This window comes from Neotabrizicola shimadae, assembly GCF_019623905.1.
Taxonomy (GTDB): Bacteria; Pseudomonadota; Alphaproteobacteria; order Rhodobacterales; family Rhodobacteraceae; genus Neotabrizicola; species Neotabrizicola shimadae.
Genome location: NZ_CP069370.1, coordinates 1,817,788 through 1,833,928, shown reverse-complemented (window position 1 = coordinate 1,833,928; position 16,141 = coordinate 1,817,788). Strand labels below are relative to the sequence as shown.

At 67.1% G+C, this 16,141-nt stretch carries 19 protein-coding genes; 10 read left to right on the top strand and 9 right to left on the bottom strand.

Features of this window, described 5'->3' with window-relative positions; genetic code table 11:
• Window positions 1-257: 257 nt before the first annotated feature.
• Window positions 258-1,046 (bottom strand): CAF17-like 4Fe-4S cluster assembly/insertion protein YgfZ, encoded by a 789-nt coding sequence (ygfZ, locus tag JO391_RS08800; protein ID WP_220664169.1) that lies wholly within the window; start codon window positions 1,044-1,046, stop codon window positions 258-260.
• A 144-nt stretch (window positions 1,047-1,190) separates the two neighbouring features.
• Between ygfZ and JO391_RS08795 the strand changes: the two genes are divergently transcribed.
• On the top strand, window positions 1,191-2,393 hold the full coding sequence (locus JO391_RS08795) for a pyridoxal-phosphate-dependent aminotransferase family protein (protein ID WP_220664168.1): 1,203 nt from the start codon (window positions 1,191-1,193) through the stop codon (window positions 2,391-2,393).
• 198 nt (window positions 2,394-2,591) lie between these two features.
• Here the strand turns inward: JO391_RS08795 and JO391_RS08790 are convergent, their stop codons facing one another.
• Window positions 2,592-3,323 carry a porin family protein gene (locus JO391_RS08790; protein WP_220664167.1) on the bottom strand — a complete coding sequence of 244 codons (732 nt, stop codon included), beginning with the start codon at window positions 3,321-3,323 and terminating at the stop codon, window positions 2,592-2,594.
• Window positions 3,324-3,461: 138 nt separating this feature from the next.
• On the bottom strand, window positions 3,462-3,824 hold the full coding sequence (locus JO391_RS08785; RefSeq protein WP_220664166.1) for an ArsR/SmtB family transcription factor: 363 nt from the start codon (window positions 3,822-3,824) through the stop codon (window positions 3,462-3,464).
• Between the two features lie 234 nt (window positions 3,825-4,058).
• Between JO391_RS08785 and JO391_RS08780 the strand changes: the two genes are divergently transcribed.
• From JO391_RS08780 to JO391_RS08760, 5 genes are all read left to right on the top strand, one after another.
• The gene (locus JO391_RS08780; RefSeq protein WP_220664165.1) at window positions 4,059-4,400 is read left to right on the top strand and encodes an AtpZ/AtpI family protein; all 342 of its coding nucleotides are present in this window, start codon (window positions 4,059-4,061) and stop codon (window positions 4,398-4,400) included.
• Window positions 4,390-5,163 (top strand): F0F1 ATP synthase subunit A, encoded by a 774-nt coding sequence (locus tag JO391_RS08775; protein ID WP_220664164.1) that lies wholly within the window; start codon window positions 4,390-4,392, stop codon window positions 5,161-5,163. Before JO391_RS08780 ends, JO391_RS08775 begins: the two co-directional genes overlap by 11 nt.
• Window positions 5,164-5,209: 46 nt before the next feature.
• Complete coding sequence (locus JO391_RS08770) at window positions 5,210-5,449, top strand: F0F1 ATP synthase subunit C (protein WP_220664163.1); 240 nt, start codon at window positions 5,210-5,212, stop codon at window positions 5,447-5,449.
• An 83-nt stretch (window positions 5,450-5,532) separates the two neighbouring features.
• A complete protein-coding gene (locus JO391_RS08765; protein ID WP_220664162.1) occupies window positions 5,533-6,087 on the top strand; it encodes a F0F1 ATP synthase subunit B' in 555 nt (184 codons plus the stop codon).
• Complete coding sequence (locus JO391_RS08760; protein WP_220664501.1) at window positions 6,087-6,641, top strand: F0F1 ATP synthase subunit B; 555 nt, start codon at window positions 6,087-6,089, stop codon at window positions 6,639-6,641. Before JO391_RS08765 ends, JO391_RS08760 begins: the two co-directional genes overlap by 1 nt.
• Window positions 6,642-6,738: 97 nt before the next feature.
• Here the strand turns inward: JO391_RS08760 and JO391_RS08755 are convergent, their stop codons facing one another.
• Both JO391_RS08755 and JO391_RS08750 read right to left on the bottom strand, forming a co-directional pair.
• Complete coding sequence (locus JO391_RS08755) at window positions 6,739-7,392, bottom strand: YiaD family glycine zipper/OmpA-like lipoprotein (RefSeq protein WP_220664500.1); 654 nt, start codon at window positions 7,390-7,392, stop codon at window positions 6,739-6,741.
• 104 nt (window positions 7,393-7,496) lie between these two features.
• Entirely contained in the window at window positions 7,497-8,363 is an 867-nt protein-coding gene (locus JO391_RS08750) for a methylated-DNA--[protein]-cysteine S-methyltransferase (RefSeq protein ID WP_220664160.1), read from the bottom strand.
• 98 nt (window positions 8,364-8,461) lie between these two features.
• Here JO391_RS08750 and nth point away from each other — a divergent pair, with 98 nt between their 5' ends.
• Together nth and JO391_RS08740 are read left to right on the top strand one after the other, a co-directional pair.
• A complete protein-coding gene (gene nth / locus JO391_RS08745; RefSeq protein ID WP_220664158.1) occupies window positions 8,462-9,109 on the top strand; it encodes an endonuclease III in 648 nt (215 codons plus the stop codon).
• Window positions 9,106-10,095: an adenosine kinase gene (locus JO391_RS08740; RefSeq protein ID WP_220664156.1), complete on the top strand. Its 990-nt coding sequence runs from the start codon at window positions 9,106-9,108 to the stop codon at window positions 10,093-10,095. The genes nth and JO391_RS08740 overlap by 4 nt, the downstream gene beginning before the upstream one ends.
• Before the next feature lie 22 nt (window positions 10,096-10,117).
• On the opposite strand, the gene JO391_RS08735 is transcribed toward JO391_RS08740, so the two are convergent.
• Window positions 10,118-10,558 (bottom strand): MarR family winged helix-turn-helix transcriptional regulator, encoded by a 441-nt coding sequence (locus JO391_RS08735; RefSeq protein ID WP_220664155.1) that lies wholly within the window; start codon window positions 10,556-10,558, stop codon window positions 10,118-10,120.
• Between the two features lie 71 nt (window positions 10,559-10,629).
• Between JO391_RS08735 and JO391_RS08730 the strand changes: the two genes are divergently transcribed.
• Window positions 10,630-11,841: an MFS transporter gene (locus JO391_RS08730; protein ID WP_220664154.1), complete on the top strand. Its 1,212-nt coding sequence runs from the start codon at window positions 10,630-10,632 to the stop codon at window positions 11,839-11,841.
• A gap of 8 nt (window positions 11,842-11,849) precedes the next feature.
• Here the strand turns inward: JO391_RS08730 and mnmH are convergent, their stop codons facing one another.
• The gene (gene mnmH / locus JO391_RS08725; RefSeq protein WP_220664153.1) at window positions 11,850-12,905 is read right to left on the bottom strand and encodes a tRNA 2-selenouridine(34) synthase MnmH; all 1,056 of its coding nucleotides are present in this window, start codon (window positions 12,903-12,905) and stop codon (window positions 11,850-11,852) included.
• On the bottom strand, window positions 12,905-14,071 hold the full coding sequence (argE, locus tag JO391_RS08720) for an acetylornithine deacetylase (protein ID WP_220664152.1): 1,167 nt from the start codon (window positions 14,069-14,071) through the stop codon (window positions 12,905-12,907). The genes mnmH and argE overlap by 1 nt, the downstream gene beginning before the upstream one ends.
• A gap of 148 nt (window positions 14,072-14,219) precedes the next feature.
• On the opposite strand from argE, the gene JO391_RS08715 reads away from it, so the two are divergent.
• Window positions 14,220-14,900 (top strand): hypothetical protein, encoded by a 681-nt coding sequence (locus JO391_RS08715; RefSeq protein ID WP_220664151.1) that lies wholly within the window; start codon window positions 14,220-14,222, stop codon window positions 14,898-14,900.
• 213 nt (window positions 14,901-15,113) lie between these two features.
• Here the strand turns inward: JO391_RS08715 and JO391_RS08710 are convergent, their stop codons facing one another.
• Window positions 15,114-16,097, bottom strand: a complete 984-nt coding sequence (locus JO391_RS08710) for a Gfo/Idh/MocA family protein (protein ID WP_220664150.1) — start codon at window positions 16,095-16,097, stop codon at window positions 15,114-15,116.
• Window positions 16,098-16,141: the final 44 nt, after the last annotated feature.

The following is a 16,141-nucleotide window of genomic DNA, read 5'->3' as shown; positions in this document are numbered from 1 at the left end:
TCGTCCTTGTCGTCTCGGTCTTGTGTTTTCGGGCGTCCGCCGAACCTACCCGTTGCCGGACGATTCGGGGTTTCTTCTTCGTCATGCCTGCCATGCGGCGCCTGCATGGGTGGAAAGCAACAACCACCGTATCTTGTCGGCGCAGTAACAGCGAACCGCCCATATATGGGACACTTACAGAACAAATCAAGCATTTGTCGCAGTTTTGACATGGAACGCCACGTCGCAACCTTGACCTTTGCGTGAATGTACTGGCCTCAGCCGCGCGCCGCCTCGGGCCAGTCCGGGTCCAGCCGCACCACGGCCGAGCCTGCCTGCATGACCCCCTCAGCCCTGTCCAGCCGCAGATGAGCAATGCCGCGACCACCTGCCGTGGTGAAAAGCCGTCCAACGTCGCGCTCGCCCGAAAGGACCGTGCTGCCAGGCACCGCCTGTCCCTCGACCAGGACGCGCACCAGACCCTTGCGCAACTCGGTCTTGTGCTTCATGCGCGCGGTGACCTCCTGGCCGACATAACAACCCTTGCGGAAGTCCACGCCGTGCAGCCGTTCGAACCCGGCTTCAAGGATATAGGCGTCCTCAGGCAGCAGTTCGATCCCGCTTTCGGGGATGACATGGGCCACGCGGATCGCATCCCAGTCTGTCGTTTCCGGCCCGCCGGGCGCGTTTCCGTAAAGGCGCCAGCCCAAACCGGGGTGCCGCGGATCGGGCAAGGCGCCCTCGGGTGCGTCGTCGATGCCGCGGCCGACCTGCAGGTCCGTCGGCGCCATCCTCACGTCCGCCCGCAGGCGATACATCGTCAGCCGTTTCAGCGTGGCGTCGGCAAGGGGGGCCGGCAAGTCCAGGATCATGCGTCCGTCCGGCAAGTGGCCCACGAAGAAATCGGCCAGATACTTGCCCTGCGGCGTCAACAGCGCGGCCCACACAAGCCCGGGGCCCTTCGCCAGCGGCAGGACGTCGTTGGTGACCAGACCCTGCAGGAAGGGCAGCACGTCCTTGCCGGACAAGTCCACCACTACCCGGCCCTCTGCCGCTTCGCCCGTCATGCGCGCCTCTGTTCCCGAACCGAAGGGACGGACAGCTTCGCCCAAAGTACGGCCGACGGCAACTGCTCCGCGGGCGTTGACCCTGCCGCGGGTGGGACGTAGCCAAGGCGGGCCAGACTCTGGCGGGTTGGACAGGAGAACCTCATGAGCCTCGACCGCGGTCGCCCCTACCTTGCCATTCCCGGTCCGTCGGTGATGCCCGACCGGGTGCTGGCCGCGATGCACCGGCCCTCACCGAACATCTATGCCGGAGCCTTGCCCGACATGGTGGAAACGATCCGGCCCGACCTGCGCGAGGTGGCGGGCACCGCAGGGCATGTGGCGATCTATATCGGCAATGGTCATGCCGGGTGGGAGGCGGCGATCACCAACCTCTTCAGCCGGGGCGAGAAGGCGCTGGTGCTGGCCTCGGGGCAGTTCGGCCTGTCCTGGGCCAATGCGGCGCGCGGGCTTGGGGTCGAGGTCGAGGTGATGGACTTCGGCCGCTCCGCCGCCGCCGACCCGGCGCGGGTCGAGGCGCGGCTGCGCGAGGACCGGGCGGGTGAGATCAAGGCGGTGCTGGTCTGCCATGTGGACACGGCCTCGACGGTGCGGGCCGATGTGCCGGCGATCCGGGCGGCGATGGATGCGGCGGGGCATCCGGCCCTGTTGGCGGTGGACTGCATCGCGTCTCTGGGCTGCGACGAGTACCGGATGGATGACTGGGGGGTGGATGTCACGGTGGCGGCCAGCCAGAAGGGGCTGATGACACCGCCGGGGCTGGCGTTCCTTTGGTTCTCGCCCAGGGCGGCGGAGCGGTGCCGGGGGGCGGACCTGCGGACGCCGCACTGGAACTGGGGGCCGCGGGCCGAGGCGGAGGAGTTCTGGCAGCTGTTCCATGGCACGGCCCCGACCCACCACCTGTATGGCCTGCGCGAGGCGCTGACCATGATCCTGCGCGAGGAGGGGCTGCCGGCGGTCTGGGCGCGGCACGAGCGGCTGGCGCGGGCGGTCTGGGCGGCGGTCGAGGGCTGGGGGGCAGGCAACCCGGCGATCCGGCTGAACGTGGCCGATCCGGGCCAGCGGGGCAGGGCGGTGACCTCGGTGCTGATGGGGGCGCCCCATGCGACCCGGCTGAGGGAGTGGACGGAGACCAGGGCCGGGGTGACCCTGGGCATCGGGCTGGGGATGAACTCGGCCGAGGATCCCGGCGCGGACGGGTTCCTGAGGGTGGCCCATATGGGCCATGTCAATGCCCACATGACCCTGGGGGCGCTGGCGGTGATGGAGGCGGGGATGATCGCCCTGGGCATCCCCCATGGCGAGGGCGGCCTGAGGGCGGCGGCCGAGGTCGTGGCGGGGGCCTGAGGGGGCGTCCGAGCTCGGACGCTTTCTCGATGCAAATGATTTCAATGGTTTGAGCGCGCGCTTTAACTTGGACTTAAGAATTGTCCAAGCCAAGTTGTCCCCCGCCTGCCATGCGCCGCATCCTTCGGAGCCGGGGCCAATTCCCACAGCTGACACCACCGCCCGCGCCAACCGGCGCGGGCGGGAAGGTATCTGGCGTCAGAACGAGATGGTCACGCCGGCCAGGATGCCGCTGAGGTCGGTGTCGATGGCCCGGCCTTCGAAGGTCTGGCTGAAGTTCATGTAGCGATAGCCGATCTGGGTGGACCAGGTTTCGTTGAAGCGGTAGCCCACGCCTGCATAGCCCTGCCAGGTTTCGGTGTCGCTGCCAGCCATGCCCCAGTCAATCAGACCGTCCACGAACCAGTGATCGTCGATCGGCTTGTAGAACTGAGCCGCCAGCACGGGCACCCACCAACTGTCGGACAGGGAGTTTTCGACCCGTGGCTGCGACCCGCCGGTCAGCACCGTATCGGCCGACAGGTTGAAGTACCGGAAGCCTGCGCCAAGTCCGAACTGAACATCGGGTTCCCGCGCAATGTCATAAAGCGCGTAGCCGGTGACGGCTGTCAGCTTCTGCTCGATGCGGACCTGATCCCACAACATGCCATGCGGCGTGTCTTCCGAGGCCCCGAGATCGGTGTAGAGCAGGTCGCCCCACAGGATCACATTGCCATTCTGTGCCCCGACGCTGCCCATGAACCCCATGTCGAGGTTCGAGAGCGCATCGGTCGGGCTGAGATCGGAGGAGACGGTTCCTTCGGGGGTGTCGACGGTGGCCGACATGCCGGGGAACCAGAGATAGAGCGTGGTCCGGAAATCCCAACCGCTGTCCTGCGCCAGCGCCGGTGTGGCGAGACAGCCTAGAAGAAGTGCGGTCACGAGTTTCATGGCTGGCTCCTGTTGCTGTGCAATCAGGTAATGCCCACGAAAGAGGCAGACGGCCATGATACAAATCAAGTAATGGATATTCGTTAATTCTTGCAGGGGATGCCGGTGTTTCGGCCCGCGCAAGACGGCGGGCGCCTTTCAGCCGGCGGGGGCAGGGGAGGGCGCGTCATCCGGCGCATCGTCCTGCAACTCGCCTGCGAGGAAGCGTTCAAAGGCATCGAGGTCGACGGGGTCGAACTGGCCGAAACCCTGCATCCAGACCGAGGCGGCGCGCAGCGCATCGGGTTCGAGCTTGCACCATTTCACGCGGCCGCGGCGTTCCTGGGTGATGAGCCCAGCCTCGGCCAGCACCTGAAGGTGCTTGGAAATCGCGGCCAGCGACATCTGGAACGGTTCGGCCACATCGGTGACGGCCATGTCGTCTTCCAGAAGCAGCGTGAGGATGCGCCGCCGGGTCGGGTCGGCCAAGGCGGAGAACACGGCATCGAGCGCATGGGACATGGGCCAAGGATGCGGGGTGGGCCGATGATCGTCAACCGGAGCGATCATCAACCGGATGGTTGAATATGCCGCGCTGCCGCAAGCGGCCGGAACGGGTGCGCAGTGTGCGCCCCGGAAAATCTGAAATCACTTATATTACAATGAGTTATCCGGCGCCCTGCCGGCCAAATGCGCGGTTGACTCAATTCCCTGTGACACTTAGGTTGCCGGCGAAGTTCGAGGGGGCCCCTGGCCATGGACGAAGACGCGGACCGGGCGCGGCTTGAGGCGCTTGAGAAGCGGATCGCCGCCGCCAAGGGGATAGAGCCGGAAACGGCGCACCAGGAGAACGACTACAGCCAGGCGCAGCTTGCCTGGCGCATGGTGATCGAGCTGGTCGCGGGGATCGTGATCGGCTTCGGCATCGGATACGGGCTGGACACGCTGTTCGGCACTAAGCCCGTCTTTCTGGTGCTGTTCATTTTGGCGGGCTTTGCCGCGGGCGTGAAGACGATGCTCCGGTCGGCAAGGGAAGTGCAGGAACGACGGTCGGCAGCTGACGCCGGCCAGAACGGAGAGGCGAAGCATGGCGGGTGAGGCTCACGAAGGCGGCGGACTGGTGTTCCACCCGCTGGACCAGTTCAAGATCCATCCCCTGTTCGGGGGCGAGACCATCAGCTGGTACACGCCGACCAACGCGACGCTGTGGATGGCGCTGGCCGCGATCTGCATCGTGCTTCTGTTCGTGTTCGGCACCCGTGGTCGCGCCATCATCCCGACGCGCATCCAGTCGGTCGCCGAGCTGATCTACGGCTTCATCTACAAGATGGTCGAGGATGTCGCCGGCCATGACGGCGTGAAGTACTTTCCCTACATCTTCACGCTGTTCCTGTTCATCCTGTTCGTGAACTACCTCGGGCTGATCCCTGGGTCCTTCACCCCCACCACCCATATCGCCGTGACCGCGGTTCTGGGCTTTGGCGTGTTCATCGCCGTCACGCTTCTGGGCTTTTACAAGCACGGCGCGCATTTCCTGGGCCTGTTCTGGATGAAGGACTCGCCCCTGATCCTGCGCCCGGTGATCGCGGTGATCGAAGTCATCTCGTACTTCGTGCGCCCCGTCAGCCACTCGATCCGTCTTGCCGGCAACATCATGGCGGGCCACGCGGTGATGAAGGTGTTCGCCGCCTTCGCGCCGATGATCCTGCTGTCGGGCATCGGCATCGTGGTGACCCCGATTTCGGTCCTGGCGATTGCCGCGATCTATGGCCTTGAGTTCCTGGTTGCCGGGATCCAGGCCTATGTCTTCACCATCCTGACCTGCGTCTACCTCAAGGATGCGCTGCATCCGGGTCACTGACGCCGGTTCCCCTGAAACGAACGCTTCCATTGTAAGGAGAATACCCATGGAAATCGTCGCCGCTGCCGCTCTGGGCAAGTTCATCGGTGCTGGTCTTGCCGCCATCGGCTCGGGCGCTGCCGCCATCGGTGTGGGCAACGTTGCCGGCAACTTCCTGGCCGGCGCCCTGCGCAACCCTTCGGCCGCCGGTTCGCAAACCGCGACCCTGTTCATCGGCCTGGCCTTCGCCGAAGCCCTTGGCATCTTCGCCTTCCTCGTCGCCCTGCTGCTGATGTTCGCAGTCTGATCCCGACGGAAGCTCCTTACGGCCGGGAATGTCGCCCTGTGCGGCATTCCCGGATGTCTTGAAGGGTCCGACGGAGGACGACGATGACTACGACGAATCCAGAGGTCGTTCAGGGCGCAGAAGATGTGGCCCATGCGGTCGAAGCGGGGATGCCCCAGCTCGACTTTTCGACCTTCCCCAACCAGATCTTCTGGCTGGTGGTGACGCTTGTCGTGATCTACCTGGTGCTGACGCGCGTGGCGCTGCCGCGGATCGGGTCGATCCTGGCGGAGCGCAAGGGCGTGATCACCAATGACCTCGCGGCGGCGGAAGAGCTGAAGCAGAAGGCCGTGGACGCCGAGCGCGCCTACAACGAGGCGCTGGCCAAGGCCCGCACCGAAGCGGCGAAGATCGTGGCGCAGGCCAAGGCGGAGATTCAGGCCGACCTGAACGCGGCGACCGCCGAGGCGGATGTGGCGATCCAGGCCAAGGCCAAGGAATCCGAGGGCCGCATTGCCGAGATCCGCGATGGTGCCGCGGATGCGGTGACGGCCGTGGCGCGCGACACGGCGCGTGAACTGGTGGTGGCGCTTGGCGGGCAGGTCGATGCCCGGTCGATCGCCGGCGCTGTCAATGCGCGTGTGAGGGGGAAGGCATGATGATCCGGCTGATCGTTCTGGCCTCGCTGGCGGCAACGCCGGCGCTGGCGGCGGGGGGACCGTTCTTCTCGCTGTGGAACACCAACTTCGTCGTGACGCTGGCCTTCCTTCTGTTCGTCGGCATCATCATCTGGGCCAAGGCGCCGGCCAAGGTCGGCGCGATGCTGGATGGTCGCGCGGCACAGATCAAGGCCGAGCTGGACGAGGCCAAGGCGCTGCGCGAGGAGGCCCGTGCGCTGCTGTCTTCCTATGAGAAGAAGCAGAAGGAAGTGCAGGAGCAGTCGGCCCGCATCGTGGCTTCGGCCCGCGAAGAGGCGGAGGCGGCGGCGGCCCAGGCGAAGGAAGACCTGAAGGTCTCGATCGCGCGGCGGCTTGCGGCGGCCGAGGACCAGATCGCGGCGGCCGAGGCTTCGGCGATCCGCGAAGTGCGCGAGCGCGCCATTGCGGTGGCGGTGGCGGCGGCGGGTGACGTGCTGTCCAAGCAGATGACCGCCGAGGGGGCTTCGGCCTCGATCGACACGGCCATCGACCAGGTGGCGGCCAAGCTGCACTGAGCCTTCGCGAAGACCCAGTGAAAAGACCCGGCCTTGCGGCCGGGTCTTTGCGTTTGCGGGGACGGCGGGCGCGAGGCGCCCGCCTGTTGGCCGGGGCTTACTTCGCCGGCCAGATCAGGATTTCGACGCGGCGGTTCTGCGCGCGGCCTTCCGGCGTGAGGTTCGAGGCGACGGGCTGATCCTCGCCCATGCCGCGGGTGCTGACGCGGCTGGCCGGGACGCCGGCGCCGATCAGGACCTGGGCGACCGAGGTGGCGCGGCGCAGCGACAGGTCGGCGTTCCAGGCGGCGGTGCCGGTGTTGTCGGTGTGGCCGATGACCTCGATCCGCTGGTTGGGATAGGCGGCGAGGTTGGTTCCCACGGCCTGGATGTCGCGCACCAGTGCGGCGTTCAGCGAGGCGCTGTCGGTGGCGAACAGCAGGTCCTGCGGCATGTTCACGACCAGATGGTCGCCCATGTTGGTGACCGAGATGTTCGGGTTGGCGAGCGAGGCGCGCAGTTCGGCGGCCTGGCGGTCGAGCGTGGCACCGATGGCGCCGCCGGTTGCGGCGCCGATGATGCCGCCTACGACGGCGCGGGTGGCCTGTTCCTTGCCGCCGTTGCCGGTTGCGGCGCCAACGGCCGCGCCGAGCACGGCGCCCGTGATGGCGCCGGTGCGGGCGTTCTGGCCGGGCGGCGTGTCGGGGCTGACACAGGCCGACAGGGCGAGCACGGAGCAGAGGGAGAGCGTGAGGGGAATGCGATAGGTCATGGTGTTGCCTGCGGTTGCTGCCCGGTGGTCCGGGTCCGCGCCCTTATAGCAGGCCGCGGCCCGCAGGGGCCAGAGCGGGGCGGGCTGCGGCAGGATCTCGCGCATCACGTCCCGGTGCGCATGTCCGGGCGCGCATCTTCGCGGGCGGTTTCCCAGGCGAGGATGGCGCGCTTGACCGGCAGGCCCCAATGATAGCCTCCAAGCGCCCCGTCGCGGCGGATGGCGCGGTGGCAGGGGATCAGCAAGCTGATCGGGTTGCGGCCCACCGCGGTTCCCACCGCGCGCACCGCCTTGGGGTGGCCGATGGCGCCGGCGATTTCGGAATAGGTGGTGACATGGCCCGAGGGGATGGCGAGCAGGGCCTCCCAGACCTTGATCTGGAAGGGCGCGCCGATGAGGTAGAGCGGCGCATCGGCGTTCTGGCCGGGACCGGCGCCGAAGGCCGCCAGAACCCAGGGCCGCAGCATCATCGGGTCTTCGACGAAGCGGGCCTTGGGCCAGCGCGACACCAGGTCTTCCAGCGCGGCCTCCTCACCAGTTTCTGCGGCGAAGCCGATGCCGCAGATGCCGCGGTCGGTGCCCATCACCAGGGCAGGGCCGAAGGGGCTTTCGAACCAGCCCCAGAAGATCGTCAGACCCTCGCCGCCGCGGGCATAGTCGCCGGGCGACATCGCCTCCCATGTGACGAAGAGGTCGTGCAGGCGGCCTGGGCCGGAAAGGCCGGTGTTCAGCGCGGTGTCGAGCGTGGTGAAGCGTTCGGCCAGCAGGCGCTTGGCCAGGTCCAGCGTCAGGTATTGCTGGTATCGCTTGGGGCTGACCCCCACCCATTGCGAAAAGGTGCGCTGGAAATGCGCGGGGCTCATGTTCAGCCGGGCGGCGAGGTCGTCCAGCGACAGGCCGGGTCCGGCCTCGTCGATGATCTTCAGCGCGCGGCCTATCAGGGCGTAGTGGTAGGGGACGGCATCGGTCATGGGCAGGCTCTCCTTGACCGCGATGATAGGCGGAGCGGCCGCCCCCCGCGACCCGGAACTTGCTTGAAGGGCGGCGCCCCTGCTGGCAGGAAAGGGGCATGACGCGACAGCTTCCCTATGCCCAGATGAAGGCCATCTTTTCCCGCCTGCGGGAGATCGAGCCCGAACCGAAGGGAGAGTTGGAGCATGTGAACGCTTTCACCCTTCTGGTTGCCGTGGCCCTTTCGGCGCAGGCGACGGATGTTGGGGTGAACAAGGCGACGCGCGGGCTGTTCCCCGTTGCCGACACGCCGGAAAAGATGCTGGCGCTTGGTGAGGAGGGTCTGATCGAGAAGATCAAGACCATCGGCCTTTTTCGCAACAAGGCGAAGAACGTCATCAAGCTTAGCCGCATCCTGATTGATGAGTATGGCGGCGAGGTGCCCTCTTCCCGCGCGGCGCTGATGTCGCTGCCGGGCGTGGGGCGCAAGACGGCGAATGTGGTGTTGAACATGTGGTTCCACCAGCCGGCGCAGGCGGTGGATACCCATATCTTCCGCGTCGGCAACCGCACCGGCATTGCGCCGGGCAAGGACGAGGGCGCGGTGGAACGCGCCATCGAGGACAATGTGCCGGCCGAGTTCCTGCAACACGCGCATCACTGGCTGATCCTGCATGGACGGTATATCTGCGTGGCGCGCAAACCCAAATGCGGCATCTGCCCGATCCGGGACTGGTGCCTGTACGATCAGAAGGAAGACGCATGACCCGGTATCAGGTGGTCGGCATCGGCAATGCCATCGTGGACGTGCTGTCCCAGACCGAGGAGACGTTCCTTGACCTCATGGGGATCACCAAGGGGATCATGCAACTGGTGGAGCGCGAGCGCGCCGAGACGCTGTATGGCGCGATGCGCGAACGGACCGAGGCGCCGGGCGGATCGGTCGGCAACACCGTGGCGGGCTTGGGCAACCTGGGCCTGAAGACCGCCTTCATCGGCCGGGTGCGCGACGATGCGCTTGGCCGGTTCTATGCCAAATCGCTGGTTCTGGAGGGCACCGATTTCCCCAATCCGCCGGTTGCCGGGGCCGACCTGCCCACCTCGCGGTCGATGATCTTCGTCACGCCCGACGGCGAGCGGTCGATGAACACCTACCTTGGCATCTCGGCCGAGATCTCGCCGGACGATGTTGCAGAAGATGTGGCGGGCAGCACGGACTGGCTGTTTCTGGAGGGCTACCTGTTCGACAAGGACAAGGGCAAGGCGGCGTTCCAGAAGGCTGCGCGCGACTGCCACAGGGGCGGCGGCAAGGCCGGGATCGCGCTTTCCGACCCGTTCTGCGTGGACCGCCACCGCCATGACTTCCGCCGGCTGGTGAAGGAGGAAATGGATTACGTCATCGGCAACCAGCACGAATGGGAATCGCTCTACCAGACCACGGATCTGGAGGAGGCGCTGTCCCATGCCAGGCGCGACTGCGGGCTGGTGGTCTGCACGCGGTCGGGCGCGGATGTGGTGATCCTGCGCGGCGAGGAACGGGTCGAGGTGCCGGTGCACCGCGTGGTGCCGGTGGATGCCACGGGCGCGGGCGATCAGTTTGCCGCCGGGTTCCTGTATGGCATGGCGACGGGGCAGAGCCTGAAGGTCGCCGGCCGCATGGGCTGCATCGCCGCGGCCGAGGTCATCAGCCATTTCGGCGCGCGGCCGGAAAGCGACCTGAAGGCGATGTTCCGCGGGGCCGGGCTGATCTGATGTTCAGGCGCGGCGGCGCGTCCTAGATGTCGCGCAACTGAAGGGCAAGGCGTGCGGCCACGCCCTCGGGCAGTTCGGCCGCAAGGCGCCCATGTTCCTCGCGCCACAGGGGCAGCGCCTGCACCAGGAGCGACCGGCCTTCCGGCGTAAGTGCAGGGCGGCGGACGCGGGCGTCGGTTTCGTCAGGCGACAGGGTGACCAGCCCGCGCCGGTCCAGCGTACGGACGGCGGCGGTCATGGTGGCATGGTCCATCGCCAGGAAGTCGGCGAGCTCTCCCAGTCGGGGCTTCCATTGGCCCGACAGCGCCATCATCAGCGAGAACTGCCCGTTGGTCAGCCCGAGCGGCGCGAAGAGCTTGTCGAAACGCCGTGCCAGCCGCCGCGCCGCGCGCTGCGTGGCAAGGCAAAGGCAGGTGTCGCGCACCTCGTGGATGGCCGAGAGGGGGAGGCTTGTCTCGCTCATTTTATGTTGATATCAAAATAGAGTCGGGGGAACAAGGCGCGGGGCTGCGGCCGCGTGCCGCAGGAGGGATCATGGCAGACCAGGGCTATCGCTGGGTGGTCGTCGCGGCGGGCGGCCTGATGGGCTGCGTTGCGATGGGGGCGATGTTCTCGCTGCCCGTGCTCTTGAACGGCATGGCCGAGGATACCGGCTGGTCGCGCACCGGCATTTCGGCGGCGATGACTGTGGCCTTCCTTGCGATGGCCTTTTCCTCGATGGTCTGGGGCGCCCTGTCGGACCGATATGGCGCGCGGCCCGTGGTGATGGCAGGGGCCGCGCTTTATGCGGCAAGCCTGTGGCTCGCTGCGCAGGCGCCCTCGCTGATCCTGTTCCAGCTGGCTTTCGGGGTAATGCTGGGCGCCACTGTGTCGGCCTTCTTCGCGCCGATGATGGCCACTGTGACCGGCTGGTTCACCACGCAGCGCGGTCTTGCCGTATCGCTGGTGTCTGCCGGGATGGGGCTGGCCCCCGTCACCATGTCTCCGCTGGCCGCGCGGCTCGCCGAAACCCATGACTGGCGCGGGGTGCTGACCATCCTGTCGGTGATCGTGGCGTTGCTGACCGTCCCGACCGCGCTGTTGCTGCGCCGCCCGCCGGCGGAGCCCGCACCGGCCCCCGGCAGCGATGTGCCTTCGGAATCCATGTCGGTGCGCGAGGCGGTGAGGTCGGCGCCCTTCCTGATCCTGGTTGCCACCAATTTCTTCTGCTGCGCCACGCATTCCGGGCCGATCTTCCACACGGTGAGCTATGCCGAGCTGTGCGGCCTGACCGCGATGGCCGCCGTGTCGATCTACTCCGTCGAGGGCATCGCCGGGATGTTCGGCCGGGTCGGGTTTGGCGTGATGGGCGACCGTTTCGGCGCCAAGCGCGTGCTTGTGGCGGGGCTTTTCGCCCAGGCGCTTGGCGCGGGGGCCTATGCGCTGGCCGGCGGGTTGATGAGCTTTTACGCCGTCGCCGCCGTCTTCGGCTTCATCTATGCCGGGATCATGCCGCTGTATGCTGTGCTGATCCGCGAGAATTTTCCGCAGAAGATGATGGGCACGATCATGGGCGGCACGGGGCTGGCAGGGGGGCTTGGCATGGCCACCGGGCCGGTCTTGGGCGGCTGGATCTTCGATGCGACCGGAGGCTATGGCGCGATGTACCTGACCTGCATGGCGCTTGGCCTTGGTGCCTTTGGCATCGCCATGACCTTCCGCCCCTTCCCGAAGGCGCCGGAGAGGGGCCTGCAGCAGGCGGCCTGACCCGCCCATCAGCCAACCAGCCGCGCCACGGCCATCGCCACTTCGGCGGCAACGCCGGGCAGGGCGGCAGGGGCCAGAGAGGCGGCCTCGATCCGCGCCGCGGGCGCGGGCATCCGGGCGCGGTGGCGGGCATAGCGCGGGTCGTAGTGGCGGGCCATCAGCCCCTCGGCGAGCGGCAGGAAGGCCCCTGTTTCGGCCATGGCCAGCCAATCGGCGATGATGTCGCGCGGCTGGACGGTGCGAAGCTGTTCGATCACGGCGCAAAGACGCGCGCGGTCGGCGATGACATCGGCATAGGCCCGGGCGAGATAGGCCGCGCGTTCCTCCAGCGGTGCCGACAGCACGATGCGCGGCGCGGCGGTCATCGCCGACCACAGCTGCGGCGGCAGGCGCAGATTGCCCACCTTTGACGATTCCGCCTCCACCACCACCGGGCGGCGCGGATCGAGGCGCGAGATCGCAACCGCCAGCGCGGTTTCGAACCCGCGCTGTGCAGGCTGGCCACCCTCCACCGCGCCGAACAGCGAGCCGCGGTGCCGCGCCAGCCCTTCCAGATCCAGCACCTGAACGCCGAGGCCGGGCAGCAGGTTCAGGATCTCGGTCTTGGCGGTGCCGGTGTTGCCATCCAGCACGATGACGGGGCAGGGGAAAGGGTCTTCGTAAAGGGTGCTGACGACCAGCCCGCGCCAGGTCTTGTAGCCGCCGGCCAGGGTTTCCACCCGCCAGCCGATCTGGGACAGGATCAGCGCAAAGCTGCCCGACCGCTGCCCGCCGCGCCAGCAATAGACCAGGGGGCGCCAGCCGCCGGGCTTGTCGGCGAGGGGCCCCTCGATATGCGCCGCCGCATTGCGCGCCACCAGCGCGGCGCCAATCTTGCGCGCCAGGAAGGGGCTTTGCTGGGTGTATATCGTGCCGACGCGGGCGCGTTCCTCGTCGCTGAGGACCGGCAGGCTGATCGCGCCGGGCAGCCGGTCCTCGGCATATTCGGAGGGCGCGCGCACGTCGATGATGTCGTCGAAGCCGTGGGCCGCCAGGTCGGAAAGGCGCCAGAGCGTGATCGCCATCAGAGCCCCGCTTCCAGCCGGTCGGTCAACCGGTCCAGCATCGCCTCGCAGCGCGCCAGTTGTTCCACGGTGACATATTCGTCGGGCTTGTGGCCCTGGTTCATGCTGCCCGGCCCGCAGATCACCGTGGGGATGGCCAGCCCGCGGTCAAACAGCCCGCCCTCGGTGCCGAAGGCCACCTTGATCGTGCCGTTCGCCCCGGTCAGGCCCTGCACGAAGCGGGTGATCCAGGCGTCCGGCGCGGTGCCGAGGCCGGGGTAATCCCACAGCCGTTCGATGCGGATGTCGGCTTCGGGGAAATCGGCCTTCAGGGGCGCGAGGATCGCCGCGCAGGCGGCGCGCAGGCGGGCGATGATCGCTTCGGGGTCGTCTTCGGCCAGCGAGCGGATTTCGAAGTCGATGGTGGCGTGGTTCGGCACGATGTTGACCTGCACGCCGCCCTGCATCTTGCCGGCATGGACGGTGGTGTAGGGCACGTCGTAATCGCCATCCCGCCTGCCGGTCGCCGCGATCTCGGCCTGCAGCGCCCGGATCGCGCCGATGCAGTCGGCAGCCAGGTGCAGGGCGTTCAGCGCCAGGGGCGCCAGGGCCGAATGGCCCTCGCGCCCGGTGCAGGTTGCGCGCAGCGCAACCTTGCCCTTGTGGCCGGTGGCGACGGCCATGTCCGTGGGCTCGCCCACGATGCAGAAGGCGGGCTTCACGGGCGCGCCTTCCAAGAGGTCGATCAGCGAGCGCACGCCCATGCAGCCGATTTCTTCGTCATAGGAGAAGGCCAGATGCAGCGGCGTCGCCAGAGGACGCCCCGCCGCCTTTAGCGCGGCGGACAGGGCGCAGGCGACAAAGCCCTTCATGTCGGCGGTGCCGCGCCCGTAAAGCCGCCCCCCGGCCTCGGTCAGCCGAAAGGGTGGGTGGGTCCAGGCCTGGCCTTCGACCGGCACCACATCGGTATGGCCCGACAGCATGACGCCGCCACGGTCGGCGGGGCCGATGGTGGCATAGAGGTTCGCCTTGCCCCCATCCTCGGTGGGCACCAGCGTGCTGGCGATGCCGTGGCTGGCGAGCAAGTCTTGCACCCAGTCGATCAGGGCCCGGTTCGGGCGCGAGGAAACGTTGTCGAACGCAATCAGGGATTGCAGGATGTCGCGGGGAGAGGGGATCTGGGCCATGCCCTTGGCGTAGCGCGGAACGACCGCGCCGAAAAGGGGCGCGCGTGACGGCATTTGTCACGACAAGCAGGCTTCCCAAAGGGCAATTGCGCTGCCAGATTTCGGAGTGTCAGCCGGCAAGGTTCCGGCTCAAAGTGGAGGACGTCTTATGCTGAAAACCGTTTCCGTCGCAGCCCTTTGCCTGTCTGTTGCCCTGCCGGCCCTGGCCGAGGACAAGAAGCAGAACGTCATGGTTGGCGCCTCGGGCACGCCGGGCGCAGTGTCGCAGATGGAACTGGCGCAGCAGCTTTACGCCGTGGGCGTGGCCAATGCCGATGCACTGACGGTGCTGACCGCGGCCAAGCTGGCGGCGGGGGTCGAATTGAAGGACACCGACCGCAAGAAGGAAACCAAGGGCGATGCACCCGCCGAGGATGCCGAGGGCGGTGCCGAGGCGCCGGTGGATGCCGCCGCCATGCTGGCCAAGGCCAAGGAACTGGCCGGCGAGGATGAAACCCTGGTGGGCCTGGTCGAGGATGCCGAAGCCGAAGGCTCGCGCGGACGGATCGGCGGGGCCTCTTCCACCCTGTCGCGCCTGCCCGCCGGCATGACCGACGTGTGGGAGATCCCGTTCTATGGCGAAAGCTATGCCGAAATCGGTGTGCTGGGTGACGGCGATTCGAACCTCGACGTGCTGGTCACCGACGAGAACGGCAACACGATCTGCTACGATGTCAGCTGGTCGGACAAGGTCTACTGCGATTTCACCCCGGCCTGGAACGGGTATTTCTACGTCACCGTGCAGAACACCGGCTCGGTGCGGAACAGCTATTACCTGATGACGAACTGATTTCGCGCCCAACGCGACGGGGGGCCGGGCCATTGTGCCCGGCCTTTCCCTTATGCGCGGGGGTGGGATATGCGTCTTTCGCCGAGCCCGGCCTTTCCCGCCCCGGGGGCAAGGCAGGCCCGGTTTGATGGGGCAGGGCGCGCCACGTGTGCTGGCCGGCCCGACGGCGGGCCGGTTGGCTATTGCGAGTACCCAGGCGGGGCTGTCGCCGGTTCAGATCTCGACCGCCACGTCGTAGACCCGGTCCATCATCGCCTGCGTGCCGCGCACAAATTCCAGCGGGCAGGGCCAGGGAGCCCCTTCGCGGACCGACCGGCAGAAGGCCTCGACCTGCAGCTTGTAGTGATTGGCGGCAGGGAAGCGGTCGGTCACGGTCCGGAAATGGTGGTGGTGCAGTTCCACCTCGGCCAGGTCGTTCACATTGGCATTGAACGGCCCGCCCTCGACCCGGATCATTCCCTTGTCGCCCTGGAATGTCACAACCTGCCGGGGATACATCCGCATCGAGGTCATGGAGCCATAGGTGAACCTTCCCGTCGGCCCCTCCATCACCGCGGCCACCTGGGCGAACACATCCACCCCGTTCTCGCGGTGGATGCGGGCCGAGATGTCCACCGGCTCTGCCCCGGTCACGAAGCGGGCCGAGCCGAAGGTATAGACGCCGATATCCCGCAGGGACCCGCCGCCCACATCGGGCCGGTTGCGGATGTTGGACAGGTCCTCCAGATTGAAGCTGAAGGCCGCATCCACATGCCGCAGCGTGCCGATTTCGCCCGCCTGAAGCCACTCACGCGCCCGCTGCCACTGGGGGTGGTGGACGATCATGTAGGCCTCGGCCGCCAGAAGACCCGTGCGATCCCGCGCCGCGATGATCTGGTCGATTTCCTCGGCCCGCATCGCGATGGGCTTCTCGGTCAGGACATGCTTGCCGGCCTCCAGCGCCTTCAGCGTCCACTCGACATGCAGGGTATTGGGCAGCGGAATGTAAACGGCGTCGATCTCGGGATCGGCCAGCAGGGCGTCATAGCTGGAATGAAGCCGCAAGCTCGGGCAGAAGGCGAGGAACCCCTCGGCCTTGGCCGGATCGGATGTGGCAAGCGCCGTCAATTCGGCTCCCTCTGCCATGTGAATGGCGGGCGCCATGTGGTTCTTCGCGAAATTCGCGGCACCCAGAACGCCCCAACGAACAGGATTCATTTCGTCCTCTCCCCAAAGGATATGGGCAGGCTAGGCGCCGTGCC